Source organism: Pseudomonas sp. PGPR N4 (assembly GCF_059693665.1).
Genome location: NZ_JCAUKV010000002.1, coordinates 323,240 through 339,918, shown reverse-complemented (window position 1 = coordinate 339,918; position 16,679 = coordinate 323,240). Strand labels below are relative to the sequence as shown.

Here is a 16,679-nt window from a genome sequence, read left to right as displayed (position 1 = left end):
TGCCTAGCGACGACAGGCGTCGCTTACATCAGCAGCTGTAGTACAGCTCGTATTCCAGCGGGTGTACGAAGGTGCGCACCTTGATTTCTTCTTCGCTCTTCAGCTCGATGAAGGCATCGATGAAGTCGTCGGAGAACACGCCGCCCTTGGTCAGGAACGCACGGCCTTTATCCAGCTCTTCCAGAGCTTCCTTCAGGCTGCCGCAGACTTGCGGGATGTCCTTGGCTTCTTCTGGTGGCAGGTCGTAGAGGTTCTTGTCGGCAGCATCGCCTGGGTGAATCTTGTTCTGGATGCCGTCCAGGCCAGCCATCAGCAGGGCTGCGAAGGCCAGGTATGGGTTGGCCGACGGGTCCGGGAAGCGCGCTTCGATACGGCGAGCTTTCGGGCTGCTGACGTAAGGAATACGGATCGATGCGGAACGGTTACGGGCCGAGTAGGCGAGCATTACCGGTGCTTCGAAACCTGGGACCAGACGCTTGTAGGAGTTGGTCGACGGGTTGGTGAAGCCGTTCAGTGCCTTACCGTGCTTGATGATGCCGCCGATGAAGTACAGGGCGGTATCGGACAGGCCGGCATAGCCTTCGCCAGCGAAGGTGTTCTTGCCGTCTTTCCAGATCGACATGTGCACGTGCATGCCCGAACCGTTGTCACCGTACAGTGGCTTCGGCATGAAGGTAGCGGTGCGGCCGTAAGCGTCGGCAACGTTGTGCACGACGTATTTCAGGGCCTGGACTTCGTCAGCTTTCTTCACCAGGGTGTTGAACTTGACGCCGATTTCGTTCTGACCGGCAGTCGCCACTTCGTGGTGGTGAACTTCAACGATCTGACCCATTTCTTCCAGTGCGTTGCACATGGCAGTACGGATTTCGTGGTCGTGGTCGAATGGAGGTACTGGGAAGTAGCCGCCTTTGACGCCTGGACGGTGGCCTTTGTTGCCGCCTTCGATGTCAGCACCGGTCATCCACGAGCCTTGCTCGGAGAAGATCTTGAACATCGAACCGGAGATGTCGGACTGGAACTTCACTTCGTCGAAGATGAAGAACTCAGGCTCTGGACCGGCGAACACGGTGTCACCCAGGCCAGTGCTCTTGAGGTACTCTTCAGCGCGCTTGGCGATCGCACGTGGGTCGCGATCGTAGCCGAGCATGCTCGACGGGTCGACGATGTCGCAGGTGATGATCAGGGTTGGCTCTTCGGTGAACGGGTCGAGCACAGCGGTATCGTCAACCGGCATCAGGATCATGTCGGAGGCTTCGATGCCTTTCCAGCCGGCAATCGACGAACCGTCGAACATCTTGCCGACTTCAAAGAAGTCTTCGTCCAGACCATCACGCGCCGGCATGGTCACGTGATGCTGAGTGCCTTTGGTGTCCGTGAAACGCAGATCAATCCACTTGACGTCATGATCTTTGATGAGTTGAACCGACTTCGACATGTTGTCCTCCGGAGGGTCTAGAGCGCGGTGGGCCGCTGCCCTGGAAAAAGGGTGTTGCTGGGCGCGGATAGTCGGCCAAGCTTACCTGCCTCACAAGAGAGCAAATTGCATGCCAGTGCCCGAAAATGGCGAGTCTGAGATAAAAGCGGGCGTTCAGGGGCACTTATTGGTAGTGGTCCGAGCAAAAGCGCACCTTTTAGATGCGGAAATTGCGAACTGCGCACCAAATTAGTGCGCATCTTTGCGGGGGCGTTTTCTGGAACCTCTTCGCGGTTAAACCCGCTCCCACAGGGATAGCGGTGGAGTCGGGCATTGCACCATCCTGTGGGAGCGGGTCCACCGGGACGCCGGATCGCCGCTAAAGAGCCGGCACAGGCGCGGCAAAATCAATCTCTTGCACTCGTCTCAAACCTTTCTGTTCAAAAGTTGGTCAAATCCTGAGCAATTTCCGCTATAATTCGCGCCCCTCATTTTCGGCAGGCCCTGGGCGCGCTGTTTACCCATGAAACTCATCGTCAAAGTCTTCCCAGAAATCACCATCAAGAGCCGGCCGGTGCGCAAGCGCTTCATCCGTCAGCTCTCGAAGAACATCCGCAACGTGCTCAAGGATATCGACCCTGAGCTGAAGGTTGACGGTGTCTGGGATAATCTCGAAGTGGTCACCCGCATCGAAGACGAGAAGCTTCAGCGCGAGATCATCGACCGGCTGTCGTGCACGCCGGGGATCACCCATTTCCTTCAGGTAGAGGAATACCCGCTGGGCGACTTCGACGATATCGTCGAGAAGTGCAAGGCGCATTACGGCCATCTGCTGGCCGGCAAGCGCTTCGCCGTACGCTGCAAGCGTGGCGGCCACCACGACTTCACTTCGATGGATGTCGACCGTTATGTTGGCAGCCAGTTGCGCCAGCAGTGCGGCGCCGCCGGTATCGACCTGAAGAACCCGGAAATCAAGGTGCGGATGGAAATCCGCAATCAGCGCCTTTACGTCATCCACAATCAGCATCAAGGTATCGGCGGTTATCCGTTGGGCGCGTTGGAGCAGACTCTGGTGTTGATGTCCGGTGGTTTCGATTCCACCGTGGCTGCCTACCAGATGATGCGTCGCGGCCTGATGACCCACTTCTGCTTCTTCAACCTCGGCGGCCGTGCCCACGAGTTGGGGGTGATGGAAGTCGCTCACTACCTGTGGAAAAAATACGGCAGCAGCCAGCGCGTGCTGTTCATCAGCGTGCCGTTCGAAGAAGTGGTCGGCGAGATTCTCGGCAAGGTCGACAACAGCTACATGGGCGTCACCCTCAAGCGCATGATGCTGCGCGCAGCGGCCAACATCGCTGACCGCCTGCAGATCGACGCGCTGGTCACCGGTGAGGCGATTTCCCAGGTGTCGAGCCAGACCCTGCCCAACCTGACAGTGATCGACCAGGCCACTGACAAGCTGGTCCTGCGTCCGCTGCTGGCCAGCCACAAACAGGACATCATCGATACCGCTTATCAGATCGGCACAGCCGAGTTTGCCAAGCACATGCCAGAATACTGCGGCGTCATCTCGGTCAACCCGACTACCTGCGCCAAACCGCAGCGGGTTGTATACGAGGAGGCCCAGTTCGATATGCAGATCCTGGAGCGCGCGCTGGAACGTGCTCGCTTCATCTCGATCGACCATGTGATCGACGAACTGAGCCAGGACATTCAGATTGAAGAGGTGGCCGAGGCCACTCCAGGCCAGATCGTCATCGACATTCGTCACCCCGATGCGCAAGAGGATCAACCTCTGGTGATCGACGGTATCGAAGTCCAGACCATGCCTTTCTATGCCATCAACAGCCGCTTCAAGCAGCTCGATGGCAACCGTCAGTACCTACTTTATTGCGACAAGGGCGTCATGAGTCGCCTGCATGCGCATCATCTGCTCAGTGAGGGACATGCCAATGTGCGTGTTTATCGTCCGGCATAAACTGCCAGGGCTGTATGGCGGCAGCATCCGCCATCGCCCTCCCGACCCGCGGGCCCGCTGAGCCTTTTACCTTCATATTGGCCGTCTAGAATGGGCGGCAACCGAATCCTCTGATCGAGATACATTTGTGATCGAAAATCTGCGTAACATCGCCATCATCGCCCACGTTGACCATGGTAAAACCACTCTGGTCGACAAACTCCTGCGTCAGTCGGGCACCCTGGAGCGTAACGAGCTCAATGACGAGCGCGTCATGGACTCCAACGACCAGGAGAAAGAGCGCGGTATTACCATTCTGGCGAAAAACACCGCCATCAACTGGAATGGCTACCACATCAACATCGTCGACACCCCCGGCCACGCCGACTTCGGTGGCGAAGTTGAGCGTGTAATGTCGATGGTCGACTCCGTGCTGCTGCTGGTCGATGCCCAAGACGGCCCTATGCCGCAAACTCGCTTCGTGACCAAAAAGGCATTCGAAGCTGGCCTCAAGCCAATCGTTGTAATCAACAAGGTTGACCGTCCGGGCGCGCGTCCTGATTGGGTTCTGGACCAGATCTTCGATCTGTTCGACAACCTCGGCGCTACCGACGAGCAGCTGGACTTCCAGGTCGTCTACGCCTCGGCCCTGAACGGCATTGCCGGTCTGGACCACACTGCCATGGCCGAAGACATGACCCCGCTGTACCAAGCGGTTGTCGACCACGTTCCACCACCTGCTGTTGACCGTGACGGCCCGTTCCAGATGCAGATCTCCGCTCTGGACTACAACAGCTTCCTCGGTGTTATCGGCGTTGGCCGTATCGCCCGTGGTCGCGTCAAGCCGAACACCCCGGTTGTTGCCATCGATACCGACGGCAAGAAGCGTAACGGCCGTATCCTGAAGCTGATGGGTCACCACGGTCTGCACCGTGTCGACGTTGAAGAAGCTGCCGCCGGCGACATCGTCTGCATCAGCGGTTTCGACGAGCTGTTCATCTCCGACACCCTGTGCGACCCGCTGACCGTCGAGGCGATGAAGCCTCTGACCGTCGACGAGCCAACCGTTTCCATGACCTTCCAGGTCAACGACTCGCCATTCTGCGGTAAAGAAGGCAAGTTCGTGACCTCGCGTAACATCAAGGATCGTCTGGACAAAGAGCTGCTGTACAACGTTGCACTGCGCGTTGAAGAAGGCGACTCGGCAGACAAGTTCAAGGTTTCCGGCCGTGGTGAATTGCACCTGTCGGTACTGATCGAAACCATGCGTCGCGAAGGCTTCGAGCTGGCCCTGGGCCGTCCGGAAGTGATCATTCGTGAAGTCGACGGCGTCAAGCAAGAGCCGTTCGAAAACGTCACCATCGACATCCCAGAGGAAGCTCAGGGCAAGGTCATGGAAGAGATGGGCCTGCGTAAAGGCGACCTGAGCAACATGGTCCCGGATGGCAAAGGCCGTGTGCGTCTGGAATACAACATCCCTGCTCGTGGTCTGATCGGTTTCCGTAACCAGTTCCTGACCCTGACCAACGGTGCTGGCATTCTGACCTCGATCTTCGATCGCTACGCTCCAGTCAAGTCGGGCCACATGTCCGGCCGTCAGAACGGCGTACTGGTTTCGGTTGAAACCGGCAAGGCTCTGACCTACTCGCTGGAAACCCTGCAGGCGCGCGGCAAGCTGTTCGTCGAGCACGGTCAAGAGATCTACAACGGTCAGATCATCGGCCAGAACAGCCGCGACAACGACCTGGGTGTAAACCCAACCAAAGGCAAGAAGCTCGACAACATGCGTGCTTCGGGTAAAGACGAAACCATCGCTCTGGTTCCGCCGGTTCGCTTCACTCTGGAACAGGCTCTGGAATACATCCAGGAAGACGAGCTGTGCGAAGTCACGCCTAAGTCGATCCGTCTTCGCAAGAAGATCCTCGACGAAAGCGAGCGTACCCGCGCTGCCAAGAAAGCCAAGATCTGAATCCAGATCTAGCTGAATGAAAACGCCCCCGGTCGAAAGGCCGGGGGCGTTTTTTTTAGCGCCTGAACCAGACAAGGTCATGTCACTAGGGTGGATAAGAACAATACCGTCGCGCAACCCGGCAAGACGGTAATGTTGTTCTGTAGTGAGCATTGGGCAACGTGCTAGGGAGGAGAACTGGTCTTCTGCCTTCACAGTCGCTCTGCTGGGGGTGAGCACCGGCGTTGCAGGCTGCTTTATGTGTACCTGGACCACAGAAAAAAAAAGCCCCCTGTCAAAAGGCCGAGGCGTTTTTGTCTGAGGATTTTGGGGGCGCGCAGCAGCTCCAGGATTTCAGCTTCGCGGCCGATATCGCCGGGCCAGCGCTGCTGGCCTTTCGCGACACAAGGCCGCTCCTACAATTGACCGCGCATGCCGATCGTACGCGGTGCGTGTAGGAGCGGCCTTGTGTCGCGAAAGGGCTGCGCAGCGGCCCCAGATTTCAGTTTAGCGCTGCTGGCTTTCCGACCGCTCCAGCGCCGCAGCGAGCCGCTCAGGAGGGCGGCTTAGGTGGGAGAGGCCGCGACGCAGCCCCGACCATCAGCGCCCGACCACCTTCGGTTTGTACGCGCAGAAGCCCGGCCGTGGGCCGACCTTGGGGTGGTTGCGGCAGGTATCGGGGCGCTTGTCATAAATGGTGCACAGGCGGCTCTTACGATCCAGATAGAGACAGTCATCGTTGCTCATCCGGGTCAGAGTGAAGATCCCTGACTTCTGGTTGAACCGCTCGATGATTCCGTCCTTCTGCAGGCGCTTGGCAACGTTCTTGGCCGGCTCGTCCTTGTCGAAGTCATCGACCACGCCAATACGGATCAGGTCTTTGATCTTCACTTCCACCGGCAGCGTGCAGCAGGTCGAATGGCAGCCCCCGCACATATGGCTGGAGTAGCGCTGCCAGGTATCGAGGCGGTCGACTTCAGCCGCGGCAATCAGGGTCGGTTTCATAGTTATAAGGAGCGAATCACGGTGGAGGGGCGCGCGATGATACCGGAGTTGTTCAAATTGTGAACAACCTTTCGCCCGATTATGCTTGTCGGCATGAAAACTGCGAACAACAACTGCCAGCCCCTGTCGAAGGGTCTAGTCTGAACACTCTCCTGCCTTCGCCCACTTGCCCGAGGATGTCACATGTCTCAGCAACCCAAAGCACGTGACGTCGAGGTCACCGAGTTCCGTGCCGCTGTATTGGCCAAGCTGACCTACGCGGTCGGCAAGGACCCGGAGCACGCCTTTGATCACGACTGGTTCGAAGCCATTGCCCTGGCTGCGCGCGACCATATGGTCGATCACTGGATGGACCACACCCGGCAGGCCTACCGACGTAGCCAGAAACGCGTCTACTACCTTTCCCTCGAGTTTTTGATCGGCCGGCTGCTGTACGACAGCCTGAGCAACCTCGGCTACCTGGAAATCGCCCGCGAGGCGCTGGATGGCCTCGGTGTCGACCTTGATCGCATTCGCCTGCTGGAGCCGGACGCCGCGCTCGGCAATGGCGGCCTTGGCCGGCTGGCGGCGTGCTTCATGGAAAGCATGTCGACCCTGGGCATTGCCGCCCATGGCTACGGTATCCGCTACGAGCACGGCTTGTTCCGCCAGGCCGTGGTCGATGGCTGGCAGCAGGAGCAAACCGAGAACTGGCTGGATTTCGGCAACCCGTGGGAGTTCGAGCGGGCCGAGGTGATCTATCCGATCAGCTTTGGTGGTGGCGTCGAAACCGTGACGGCTGCCGACGGCCAGCAACGGCAGATCTGGACCCCTGGCGAAACCGTGCGGGCGGTTGCCTACGATACGCCGGTAGTCGGCTGGCGCGGGTCCAGCGTCAACACCCTGCGCCTGTGGCGTGCACGCGCGCTGGAAGAGCTGCACCTGGAGCGCTTCAACGCCGGTGACCACCTGGGTGCAGTCGCCGAGGTGGCCCGCGCCGAGAGCATCTCGCGCGTGCTCTACCCAGCCGACAGCACCGAGGCGGGCCAGGAACTGCGCCTGCGCCAGGAGTACTTCTTTGTTTCCGCCTCGCTGCAAGACCTGCTGCGCCGGCACCTGAACATGCACAAGAGCTTGCTCAACCTGCCTGATGCGGCGGCGATCCAGCTCAACGACACCCACCCCTCGATTGCGGTGGCGGAGCTGATGCGCTTGCTGGTCGACCAGCATGAAATCCCATGGGACAAAGCCTGGCAAGTAACCGTCGGCACCCTGGCCTACACCAACCACACACTGTTGCCCGAAGCGCTGGAAACCTGGCCGGTGGCGCTGATGGAGCGCATGCTGCCGCGGCACATGCAGATCATCTATCTGATCAACGCCTATCATATCGATGCCCTGCGGGCCAAAGGCCAACACGATTTTGACGTGTTGCGCGCGGTGTCGTTGATCGAAGAAGACAACGGCCGTCGCGTGCGCATGGGCAACCTGGCGTTTCTTGGTTCGCATAGTGTCAACGGCGTGTCCGCGCTGCACAGCAAGCTGATGAAGAGCACGGTGTTCGCCGAGCTGCACAAGCTCTACCCGGATCGGATCAACAACAAGACCAACGGCGTCACCTTCCGCCGCTGGCTGCACCAGGCTAACCCGCAGCTGACTGCGATGCTGATCGAGGCCCTCGGGCGCGAGGTGCTGGATGACGCCGAGGTGCGCCTCAAGGACCTTGAACCGTTCGCCGAGCAACCGGCGTTTCGCAAGCAGTTCGCTGCGCAGCGGCTGCACAGCAAGCGTGCCTTGGCGAGCATCATCCAGGACCGCGTCGGCGTGACGGTCAACCCCGAAGCGATGTTCGACGTACAGGTCAAGCGCATCCACGAGTACAAGCGCCAGCTGCTCAACCTGCTGCACACGGTGGCGCTGTATCAGGCAATTCGCGCCGAACCGAGCACCGACTGGGTGCCGCGGGTGAAGATCTTCGCCGGCAAGGCGGCCGCCAGCTATCACCAGGCCAAGCTGATCATCAAGCTGTCCAACGACATCGCCCGGGTGGTCAACAACGATCCGACCGTGCGCGGGCTGCTCAAGGTGGTATTCCTGCCCAACTACAACGTCAGCCTGGCCGAGAGCATCATCCCGGCGGCGGACTTGTCCGAGCAGATTTCCACCGCCGGCTACGAAGCGTCCGGCACCAGCAACATGAAGTTCGGCCTCAACGGCGCGCTGACCATCGGCACCCTGGACGGCGCCAACGTCGAGATGTGCGAGCAGGTCGGTGCAGAGAACATGTTCATCTTTGGGCTGACGGCGCAGCAGGTCGAGGCGCGCAAACGCGCGGGTGACTTTGGTGCCAGTGCAGCGGTGGCCGAGTCGCACCGCCTCAGCGATGTGCTGCACGCCATTCGCAGCGGGGTGTTCTCGCCGGATGACCCGTCGCGCTATACCCAGTTGATCGACTCGTTGATCGACCATGACCGCTTCCTGGTCTGCGCCGATTTCGACGCCTATTGGGACGCCCAGCGCAAGGTCGACGAGCTGTGGCATCAGCCGGAACAATGGTGGCGGATGGCGGTGCTCAATACCTCGCGGATGGGCTGGTTCTCGTCGGATCGGACCATACGCGAGTACGCGACCGAGATCTGGAAAGCGTTGGATTGAGCTGACCATCGCAGGGCACCGGGCCGACCACCGGCCGGTGCCGTGCTGAACTAGACTCCGGTTCGACCGTCTGATCGGCCAGGCGAGTGTGTTTGCTCGCTAGCCTTTACGCCAAACCATCGGCATTACTGTAAACTGCGAGGGTTTTTCACCCTCTTTCCCTTTCGGAGCCATACATGTCCCGCGTTACCCTGAGTCGCTATCTGATTGAGCAGACCCGCAGCAACAATACTCCTGCCGATCTGCGCTTCCTGATCGAGGTGGTGGCGCGCGCGTGCAAGGAAATCAGCCACCACGTGTCCAAAGGCGCCCTCGGCGGCGTGCTGGGCAGCATGGGCACCGAAAACGTACAGGGCGAAGTGCAGAAAAAGCTCGACGTGATCTCCAACGACATTCTGCTCGAAGCCAACGAGTGGGGTGGTCACCTGGCCGGCATGGCGTCCGAAGAAATGGACAACGCCTACCAGATCCCGGGTAAATACCCTAAGGGTGCCTACCTGCTGGTGTTCGACCCACTGGACGGCTCGTCGAACATCGATGTCAACGTTTCGGTCGGCACCATCTTCTCGGTTCTGCGCTGCCCGCAGGAATACCTGAGCCAGAACGAAACCCTCAACGAAAACGCCTTCCTCCAGCCTGGCACCGAGCAGGTCGCCGCCGGTTACGCGATCTATGGCCCGCAGACCATGCTGATCCTGACCCTGGGCAACGGCGTAAAAGGCTTCACCCTGGACCGCGAGCTGGGCAGCTTTGTCCTCACTCACGAGAACATCCAGGTGCCGGAGACCACTGCCGAGTTCGCTATCAATATGTCCAACCAGCGTCACTGGGAAGCGCCGATCCAGCGCTACGTCGGCGAGCTGCTGGCCGGTGAGACCGGGCCGTTGAAAAAGAACTACAACATGCGCTGGATCGCCTCGATGGTGGCTGATGTGCACCGCATCCTCACCCGTGGCGGTCTGTTCATGTACCCACGCGATTCGCGTGAGCCGAGCAAGCCAGGCAAGCTGCGCCTGATGTACGAGGCCAACCCGATGTCGTTCATCATCGAACAGGCCGGCGGCGCTGCCACCAACGGTGAGCAACGCATCCTCGACATCCAGCCGGACAGCCTGCACCAGCGCGTTTCGGTAATCCTCGGCTCGAAGCAAGAGGTCGAGCGCGTTACGGCCTACCACAAGGAATAAATCATGCTCGCACCTTGGCAGCCGTTGCTGGAGTGGTGGTTCGGTCCGGGCAAGAGCCCGCAGGCCGTGGCTGACGAGAAGAGCACGCTGTGGTTCGGCAAGCACCATGATGACGAGGCGCGCGAGCGTTTCGGCGCGCTGTGCGAGCAGGCCCTGGCGGGTGGTCTCGAAGACTGGCAGCAAAGCCCGCAGGGCTGGCTTGGCCTGATCCTGCTGCTCGATCAACTGCCGCGCATGATCTACCGCGACACGCCGCGCGCCTTTGAAGGTGACCGGCGCGCGCAGGTGGTGGCCATGCAGGGTTTGCAGCATGACTGGGATTACCAGTTACTGCCGATCCAGCGGGTGTTCGTGCTGTTGGTGCTGGAACACGCCGAGGTGCTCGACTGGCAGCACCTTAGTGTCGAGCGCTATCGGCAGTTGCTGGACGAGCAACCGGAGGCCAACCGCCGCCTGTTCGAAGGCTTCCTTGACTACGCCGAGCAGCATCAGCGCGTGATCGAGCGCTTTGGCCGGTTCCCGCAGCGCAATCTGCTGCTGGACCGTCCGAGCACCGATGAGGAGATGGATTTCCTGCTCGAGCCGGGTTCACGGTTCTGATGCAGCGCTGAGCGGCTGCCCCATCTGCGTAGGCGAATGGGGCAGCACCCGGCTCAGATTCTGAAACTGCCAACCAACTGTTGCAACCGTTCGACCTGGTGTTCCAGGTCGTTGCAGGCACGCAAGGTGCTCTGCAGGTTGTGCACGCCTTCCTGATTCAGCGTATTGATCTCGCTGATGTCGAGATTGATCGACTCGACCACCGCCGTCTGCTCTTCGGTGGCGGTGGCAACCGACTGGTTCATGCCGTCGATCTCGCCGATGCGCTGGGTCACGCTGCCCAGGCGTTCACCGGCCTGATTGGCAATCCCCACGCTGTGCTCGCTCTGCTGCTGGCTCTGGTTCATGGTGCTGACCGCCATCTGCGCGCCGGCCTGCAGCTCTTCGATCAAACGCTGTACCTGCTGCGCTGATTCCTGAGTGCGGTGGGCCAGACTGCGCACCTCATCGGCAACCACGGCAAAACCACGGCCGGCCTCGCCCGCGCGGGCGGCTTCGATGGCAGCGTTCAGCGCGAGCAGGTTGGTTTGCTGCGAAATGCCGGTGATCACATCGAGGATCTGGCCGATGTTGCTGGTGTGCGAATTGAGTGTCTGAATGTTCTCGCACGAGTCACTGATGCGCGCCGACAGCTGATGCATGGTGCTGATGGTTTGTCCGACCACCTGCTGGCCTTCTTCGGCCAGACCGCGCGCGGCGGTCGAATGCTGCGAGGCGAGCGCGGCGTTCTGGGCGATTTCATGGGCGGCGGCACCGAGCTGATTGATTGCAGCGGCAACGCTGCTGGTGCGGCTCGACTGCTGATCGGCGTTGTTGATCGAGGCGTTGGAGGCAGTCACCACCTGGCCGGCCACGGCATTCACCTGGCCGGTCGCCGAGGCCACTTCGCGGATCGACTCGTGGATACGCTCGACAAAGCGGTTGAACGACTGGGCAAGGCTGCCGAATTCGTCCTGAGCATGGATGGTCAGGCGCCGGGTTAGGTCGCCTTCACCCTCGGCAATGTCGCGCATGGCGCGACCCATGGCGTGCAGCGGCTGCATCAGCACGCGAATCAACAGGCCGAGCAAGGCAATGATGGCGATGATCGCGATCAGCGTCGCCACGGCTGCCGACGTGCGCAGCTCGCCGAGCATGGCGAAGGCGGCATCCTGGTCGAGTACCAGCGCGACATACCAGTCGACCGACGAGATGCCGTCGACGTGGGTGAAGTTGATGAACTGCTTGCGCCCGTCGAACTCGACTTCCTTCAGCCCGCTGCTGATCTGCGGCGTGTCGCCAGGGAACAGATCGGCGAGGGTTTTCAGGGCCAGCTCAGGCTTGGGGTGGATCATGATCTTGCCTTCGCCGTTGACGATGAAGGCATGGCCATTGCCATCGAAGTCCAGCGCGTTGATCAGCTTGCTGATGGTCTGCAGGTCGGTGTCGACGCCACTCACGCCGAGCAGGCGACCGCCCTGTTGCACCGGCGTGGCCAGGGTGATCACCAGCTTGCCAGCCGAGGCGGAAATGTACGGCTCGGTGACGATAGTCTGGTTGGCAGCAGTCGCCGCCTTGTACCAGCCACGCTGGCGCGGGTCGTAGTCGGCGGCGCGGTTGCCGGCGGGTACCGATTGCATGCTGCCGTCCTGGCTGCCGAAGTAGCTCAGCTGGAAGTTGTTGGCATACACCGGCAGTGCCAGGGCACGGTCCAGGCTCGGCTTGCCGGGGCCATCGACGGCCACTTGCTGGGCCAGGCTGTCGAGTACCTGCACGCGGCTGTCGAGCCAGTTGCGGATGTTGCCTGCAGTCAGGCTCCCCAGGTCCTGCAGCGACGTCTGCGTGTCGCTGCGCAGCGACTGGCGTTGCCGGTAGTCGTTGAACAGTACGAAGCAGGTGAAGGCGACCGCGACTACGAGGGCTGCGGCCAGCAGGATCTTGTGGCTGAACTTGAGATTTTTGGTCATGGCTGAGTCTGCGCGAATGCACGTCGAAGGGCAGGGGGTAGGGCAAGCTGCTGCTCCACTGCTCGTTGTGTCGACTTGTGCGGGTAAAACATGAGTCGTTGGCCGGTCAGACGACCAACGGCCGGCATTTAAGCGCTGCGGTCAGGGAACCACGGAGGCTTTTTGCTCTCCAAGGTCTCCACAGGCGCCTCGCCTGATGTCCGTGTCCAGGAGTGTCCCTTCATGTCGTTGCGTTCCCTCGCCCTGTTGTCGTTGTGCGTCGTGCTGACTGCGTGCAGCAAGATCAACCAGGAAAATTACTCCAAACTCAGCGCCGGCATGAACCGCGCGGCGGTCGAGCAACTGCTGGGTACACCTACCGAGTGCTCGGGCGCGCTGGGCATGAGCAGTTGCACCTGGGGTGACCAGAACAGCTTCATCAGTGTGCAGTATGCAGCGGACAAAGTATTGATGTACTCCGGGCAGGGCCTTAAATGAGGCACGTGAGTCTGCTGCTTGGGCTGTGCCTGAGCCTGTTGCTGGGCGGCTGCGCCACGGGTAGCCATGACCCGTTGGCGCCGAAGACGGCAGGCGCCGTTGACCTCAAGCGCTATCAGGGCAAATGGTTCGAGCTGGCCCGCCTGCCGATGTACTTCCAGCGCGACTGCGCGCAATCCGAGGCGCATTACAACGCCCGGCCTGATGGCAGCATCGGCGTGCTCAACCGTTGCCGCATGCTCGACGGCCAGTGGATCCGTGCCGAAGGCAGCGCCACGCCGCAGGAGGCCGGGCATACCGACAAGCTCTGGGTCGAGTTCGACAATTGGTTCACCCGCCTGGCGCCTGGTGTGGCCAAGGGCGAGTACTGGGTGTTGTACGTCGACTCGCGTTATCAGACCGCATTGGTCGGCAGCCCGGACCGCAAGTACCTGTGGATCCTGTCGCGTACGCCGAGCCTGCCGGCCTGGGAGCGCGAGAGCCTGCTGGCCAAGGCGCGTCAGCAAGGCTACGACACCAATCGCCTGATCTGGCGCGTAGCCGACCGCGACATCGCCGCCGCACACTGAGCCCTCAGCCAAGCAACTGGCCGAGCACCTCGGCAAACGCTCGGTTGCTCTCGGCTTCCTGAGCATGGCGGCCCTGGCGCACCACCCACGCGCCGTTGACCATCACGTCGCGGATCTGGCGGTCGCCGCCGGCAAACAGCCAGCGGTTGAGAATGGCGTCGCCTTCGGCAGTAGCGATGTACGGGTCCTCACCGTCGAGCACCAGCCAGTCCGCGCGCCTGCCCACCGTCAACTCGCCGATCGGCTGCCCCAGGGCTTGCGCGCCACCGCTGAGCGCTGCGTCATAAAGGGTGCGGCCAACCATTGGCTGGTCGCTGCGATAGAGCCGATTGCGGCGCTGATCACGCAGTCGCTGGCCGTATTCGAGCCAGCGCAGTTCCTCGACCACACTGAGTGACACGTGGCTGTCCGATCCAATCCCCATGCGCCCGCCCCGAGCCAGGTAGTCGACCGCGGGGAAGATGCCGTCGCCCAGGTTGGCCTCGGTGGTCAGGCACAAACCAGCTACCGCGCCGCTTTCGGCCATCGCTGCGACCTCGTCCGGCGCCGCGTGGGTGGCATGTACCAGACACCAGCGGCGGTCGACCTCGACGTTTTCATATAGCCATTGCAGCGGACGACGCCCGCTCCAGGCCAGGCAGTCGTCGACTTCCTTTTGCTGCTCAGCGATGTGAATGTGTACCGGGCAGTCCTGCTCGCCGCTGGCCAGCACCGTGGCAATCTGCTCGGGAGTGACCGCGCGCAGCGAGTGGAAGCACAAGCCCAGGCGCTGCGCCGGTTGTGCCGCCAGCACTGGCTTGAGCTGTTCGTGCAGGCGCAGGTATTGCTCGCTGCTATTGATAAAGCGGCGTTGGCCCTCGCTGGCGGGCTGGCCGCCGAATCCTGCGTGGCTGTACAGCACCGGCAACAACGTCAGGCCAATCCCGGCGGCGCTGGCGGCGGCACTGATGCACCGTGACAGCTCGGCGGGATCGGCATAGCGCTGGCCATCGCGATCGTGGTGCACGTAATGGAACTCGGCGACCGAGGTATAGCCGGCCTTGAGCATCTCGATGTACAGCTGGCGGGCGATGACCTGCAGTTGTTCCGGGCTGATCTGGCCAACCATGCGGTACATCAACTCGCGCCAGGTCCAGAAACTGTCGTTGGGGTTACCGGCCACTTCTGCCAGGCCCGCCATGGCGCGCTGGAAGGCGTGCGAATGAAGGTTGGGCATGCCCGGCAGCAGCGGCCCGGCCAAGCGCTCGGCGCCGTCTGCCGAGGCATCGACCTGCAGGCTGGCAAGCTGGCCTTGGGCGTCGACCTCTAGACGGACGTTGCGCGCCCAACCGCTGGGGAGCAGGGCGCGCTCGGCAAAGTACACGGACATGTAAGCATCTTCCTGTTCTTGTTAGCTTGTATATACATATACAGGCGTTTGCCTGCCCGGTAAACTGCGGCAAGCTACTGCTCACTCAAACCGCACAAGGATCAAAGCCGTGCCGACACCTCCTGTCTCCGCGCTGGTTGCCCAGATGGGCGAAGGGCCGGCGCCGCTGTATGCCCGGGTCAAACAGATGATCGTCCAGCAGATCGAAAACGGCAGCTGGCCGCCGCATCACCGGGTGCCGTCCGAGAGCGAGCTGGTCAACCAGCTGGGTTTCAGCCGCATGACCATCAACCGCGCCCTGCGCGAGCTGACTGCTGACGGGTTGCTGGTGCGCATGCAGGGGGTCGGCACGTTCGTCGCCGAGCCCAAGAGCCGTTCCGCGCTGTTCGAGGTCAACAACATTGCCGACGAGATCGCCGGCCGTGGCCATCAGCATAGTTGCCAGGTGATCGTGCTCGGCGAAGAGGCCGCAGGTTCCGAGCGCGCCCTAGCGCTGGATATGCGCGAAGGCCAGCGGGTATTCCACTCGTTGATCGTGCACTACGAAAACGGCGTGCCGGTGCAGATCGAGGATCGCTACGTCAACGCCGCGATTGCCCCGGACTACCTCAAGCAGGACTTTACCCGGCAGACACCCTATGCCTACCTGTCGCAGGTGGCGCCACTGACTGAAGGCGAGCACGTGGTCGAGGCGATTCTGGCAGAGCCGGACGAGTGTCGCCTGCTGCAGATCGATGCCGGCGAGCCATGCCTGCTGATCCGCCGCCGCACCTGGTCGGGTCGCCAGCCGGTCACCGCCGCACGCCTGATTCACCCCGGTTCCCGCCATCGCCTGGAAGGACGCTTCAGCAAATGAGCCAGATGCAGTTGCTACACGCGGCGGATTACCCGCGCATGCCATGGAAGAACGGCGGCGGGTTTACCGAAGAGATCGCCCGCGATGCTGGCGATGGCCTGGATGGATTTGGCTGGCGCCTGTCGATTGCCGATATCGAAGAGTCGGGCGGCTTTTCCAGCTTTGCCGGGTACCAGCGGATCATCAGTGTGCTGCAGGGGGATGGCATGCGTCTGGTGGTCGACGGCCAGCTCAGCCGGCCGTTGCTGGCGTTCGATGCGTTTGCCTTCGGCGGCGAGAGCCAGGTTCAGTGCAAGCTGCTGGGCGGGATGATCCGCGACTTCAACCTGATCTACGCGCCGCAGCGGTATCGGGCGCGGTTGCAGTGGTTTGATGGCACCAGCCGCCTGTATAGCTCGGCGTCGACGCTGTTGCTGTTTGCCGCTGGTAGCCAGGTTGAAGTGCAGATGGCCGGGCGCGAGCTGCAGCGGCTTGGGTTGTATGACTGTTTGCGCCTGGAGGGCAACGACGGGTTGCTGGAGTTGGACGTGCAGGGGCGGTTTTGCCTGATTGAATTGATCACGGTTTGAGATTGCCGGGGCGCCGGACCGGTCGGAAAGGGGTGCGTAGCGCCCCCGGCTATCTAACGGCGAGCTCCGAATAATTTGGTTGTCCGTGCTTGTACATACAAGTAAAGGTGTGTTTGTATATTACTCATCGACACCCCGCCGTCGGATG

Annotated in this window: 13 protein-coding genes and 1 pseudogene; 9 read left to right on the top strand and 5 right to left on the bottom strand. The window is 61.2% G+C overall.

Annotated features, from left to right (window positions below; genetic code table 11):
• Window positions 1-28: 28 nt before the first annotated feature.
• On the bottom strand, window positions 29-1,435 hold the full coding sequence (glnA, locus tag AC58X1_RS11165) for a type I glutamate--ammonia ligase (protein ID WP_101315620.1): 1,407 nt from the start codon (window positions 1,433-1,435) through the stop codon (window positions 29-31).
• A 502-nt stretch (window positions 1,436-1,937) separates the two neighbouring features.
• On the opposite strand from glnA, the gene thiI reads away from it, so the two are divergent.
• The gene (thiI, locus tag AC58X1_RS11160) at window positions 1,938-3,392 is read left to right on the top strand and encodes a tRNA uracil 4-sulfurtransferase ThiI (RefSeq protein ID WP_150571217.1); all 1,455 of its coding nucleotides are present in this window, start codon (window positions 1,938-1,940) and stop codon (window positions 3,390-3,392) included.
• Between the two features lie 127 nt (window positions 3,393-3,519).
• On the top strand, window positions 3,520-5,340 hold the full coding sequence (gene typA / locus AC58X1_RS11155) for a translational GTPase TypA (protein ID WP_101315624.1): 1,821 nt from the start codon (window positions 3,520-3,522) through the stop codon (window positions 5,338-5,340).
• 579 nt (window positions 5,341-5,919) lie between these two features.
• Here typA and AC58X1_RS11150 read toward each other — a convergent pair.
• On the bottom strand, window positions 5,920-6,324 hold the full coding sequence (locus tag AC58X1_RS11150) for a YkgJ family cysteine cluster protein (protein ID WP_101315626.1): 405 nt from the start codon (window positions 6,322-6,324) through the stop codon (window positions 5,920-5,922).
• A gap of 183 nt (window positions 6,325-6,507) precedes the next feature.
• On the opposite strand from AC58X1_RS11150, the gene AC58X1_RS11145 reads away from it, so the two are divergent.
• The 3 genes from AC58X1_RS11145 (at window position 6,508) to AC58X1_RS11135 (ending at window position 10,745) form a co-directional block, all read left to right on the top strand.
• Window positions 6,508-8,958 (top strand): glycogen/starch/alpha-glucan phosphorylase, encoded by a 2,451-nt coding sequence (locus AC58X1_RS11145; protein ID WP_150571213.1) that lies wholly within the window; start codon window positions 6,508-6,510, stop codon window positions 8,956-8,958.
• Window positions 8,959-9,134: 176 nt separating this feature from the next.
• On the top strand, window positions 9,135-10,145 hold the full coding sequence (locus tag AC58X1_RS11140) for a class 1 fructose-bisphosphatase (RefSeq protein ID WP_101315630.1): 1,011 nt from the start codon (window positions 9,135-9,137) through the stop codon (window positions 10,143-10,145).
• Between the two features lie 3 nt (window positions 10,146-10,148).
• A complete protein-coding gene (locus tag AC58X1_RS11135; RefSeq protein ID WP_101315633.1) occupies window positions 10,149-10,745 on the top strand; it encodes a DUF924 family protein in 597 nt (198 codons plus the stop codon).
• Between the two features lie 53 nt (window positions 10,746-10,798).
• On the opposite strand, the gene AC58X1_RS11130 is transcribed toward AC58X1_RS11135, so the two are convergent.
• Together AC58X1_RS11130 and AC58X1_RS11125 are read right to left on the bottom strand one after the other, a co-directional pair.
• Window positions 10,799-11,584, bottom strand: a complete 786-nt coding sequence (locus tag AC58X1_RS11130) for a methyl-accepting chemotaxis protein (RefSeq protein WP_375140264.1) — start codon at window positions 11,582-11,584, stop codon at window positions 10,799-10,801.
• 69 nt (window positions 11,585-11,653) lie between these two features.
• Window positions 11,654-12,691: pseudogene (locus AC58X1_RS11125) on the bottom strand (HAMP domain-containing protein); the annotation flags it as partial.
• A 222-nt stretch (window positions 12,692-12,913) separates the two neighbouring features.
• Between AC58X1_RS11125 and bamE the strand changes: the two are divergent.
• Both bamE and AC58X1_RS11115 read left to right on the top strand, forming a co-directional pair.
• Window positions 12,914-13,168 carry an outer membrane protein assembly factor BamE domain-containing protein gene (gene bamE / locus AC58X1_RS11120; protein WP_101315637.1) on the top strand — a complete coding sequence of 85 codons (255 nt, stop codon included), beginning with the start codon at window positions 12,914-12,916 and terminating at the stop codon, window positions 13,166-13,168.
• Window positions 13,165-13,737 carry a lipocalin family protein gene (locus AC58X1_RS11115; protein WP_150572667.1) on the top strand — a complete coding sequence of 191 codons (573 nt, stop codon included), beginning with the start codon at window positions 13,165-13,167 and terminating at the stop codon, window positions 13,735-13,737. The genes bamE and AC58X1_RS11115 overlap by 4 nt, the downstream gene beginning before the upstream one ends.
• Window positions 13,738-13,741: 4 nt before the next feature.
• Here the strand turns inward: AC58X1_RS11115 and AC58X1_RS11110 are convergent, their stop codons facing one another.
• Complete coding sequence (locus AC58X1_RS11110; RefSeq protein ID WP_312387272.1) at window positions 13,742-15,106, bottom strand: formimidoylglutamate deiminase; 1,365 nt, start codon at window positions 15,104-15,106, stop codon at window positions 13,742-13,744.
• Window positions 15,107-15,251: 145 nt separating this feature from the next.
• On the opposite strand from AC58X1_RS11110, the gene hutC reads away from it, so the two are divergent.
• Window positions 15,252-15,962, top strand: a complete 711-nt coding sequence (gene hutC / locus AC58X1_RS11105; protein WP_178080811.1) for a histidine utilization transcriptional repressor HutC — start codon at window positions 15,252-15,254, stop codon at window positions 15,960-15,962.
• The gene (locus AC58X1_RS11100; protein ID WP_150572665.1) at window positions 15,959-16,531 is read left to right on the top strand and encodes a HutD/Ves family protein; all 573 of its coding nucleotides are present in this window, start codon (window positions 15,959-15,961) and stop codon (window positions 16,529-16,531) included. Before hutC ends, AC58X1_RS11100 begins: the two co-directional genes overlap by 4 nt.
• Window positions 16,532-16,679 lie beyond the last annotated feature (148 nt).

Coding starts and splice junctions, on each gene's coding strand:
- AC58X1_RS11135 (WP_101315633.1), top strand. CDS start 10,149: ATGCTCGCACCTTGGCAGCCGTTGCTGGAGTGGTGGTTCGGTCCGGGC.
- AC58X1_RS11110 (WP_312387272.1), bottom strand. CDS start 15,106: ATGTCCGTGTACTTTGCCGAGCGCGCCCTGCTCCCCAGCGGTTGGGCG.
- AC58X1_RS11115 (WP_150572667.1), top strand. CDS start 13,165: ATGAGGCACGTGAGTCTGCTGCTTGGGCTGTGCCTGAGCCTGTTGCTG.
- thiI (WP_150571217.1), top strand. CDS start 1,938: ATGAAACTCATCGTCAAAGTCTTCCCAGAAATCACCATCAAGAGCCGG.
- bamE (WP_101315637.1), top strand. CDS start 12,914: ATGTCGTTGCGTTCCCTCGCCCTGTTGTCGTTGTGCGTCGTGCTGACT.
- AC58X1_RS11145 (WP_150571213.1), top strand. CDS start 6,508: ATGTCTCAGCAACCCAAAGCACGTGACGTCGAGGTCACCGAGTTCCGT.
- hutC (WP_178080811.1), top strand. CDS start 15,252: ATGGGCGAAGGGCCGGCGCCGCTGTATGCCCGGGTCAAACAGATGATC.
- AC58X1_RS11150 (WP_101315626.1), bottom strand. CDS start 6,324: ATGAAACCGACCCTGATTGCCGCGGCTGAAGTCGACCGCCTCGATACC.
- glnA (WP_101315620.1), bottom strand. CDS start 1,435: ATGTCGAAGTCGGTTCAACTCATCAAAGATCATGACGTCAAGTGGATT.
- AC58X1_RS11100 (WP_150572665.1), top strand. CDS start 15,959: ATGAGCCAGATGCAGTTGCTACACGCGGCGGATTACCCGCGCATGCCA.
- AC58X1_RS11140 (WP_101315630.1), top strand. CDS start 9,135: ATGTCCCGCGTTACCCTGAGTCGCTATCTGATTGAGCAGACCCGCAGC.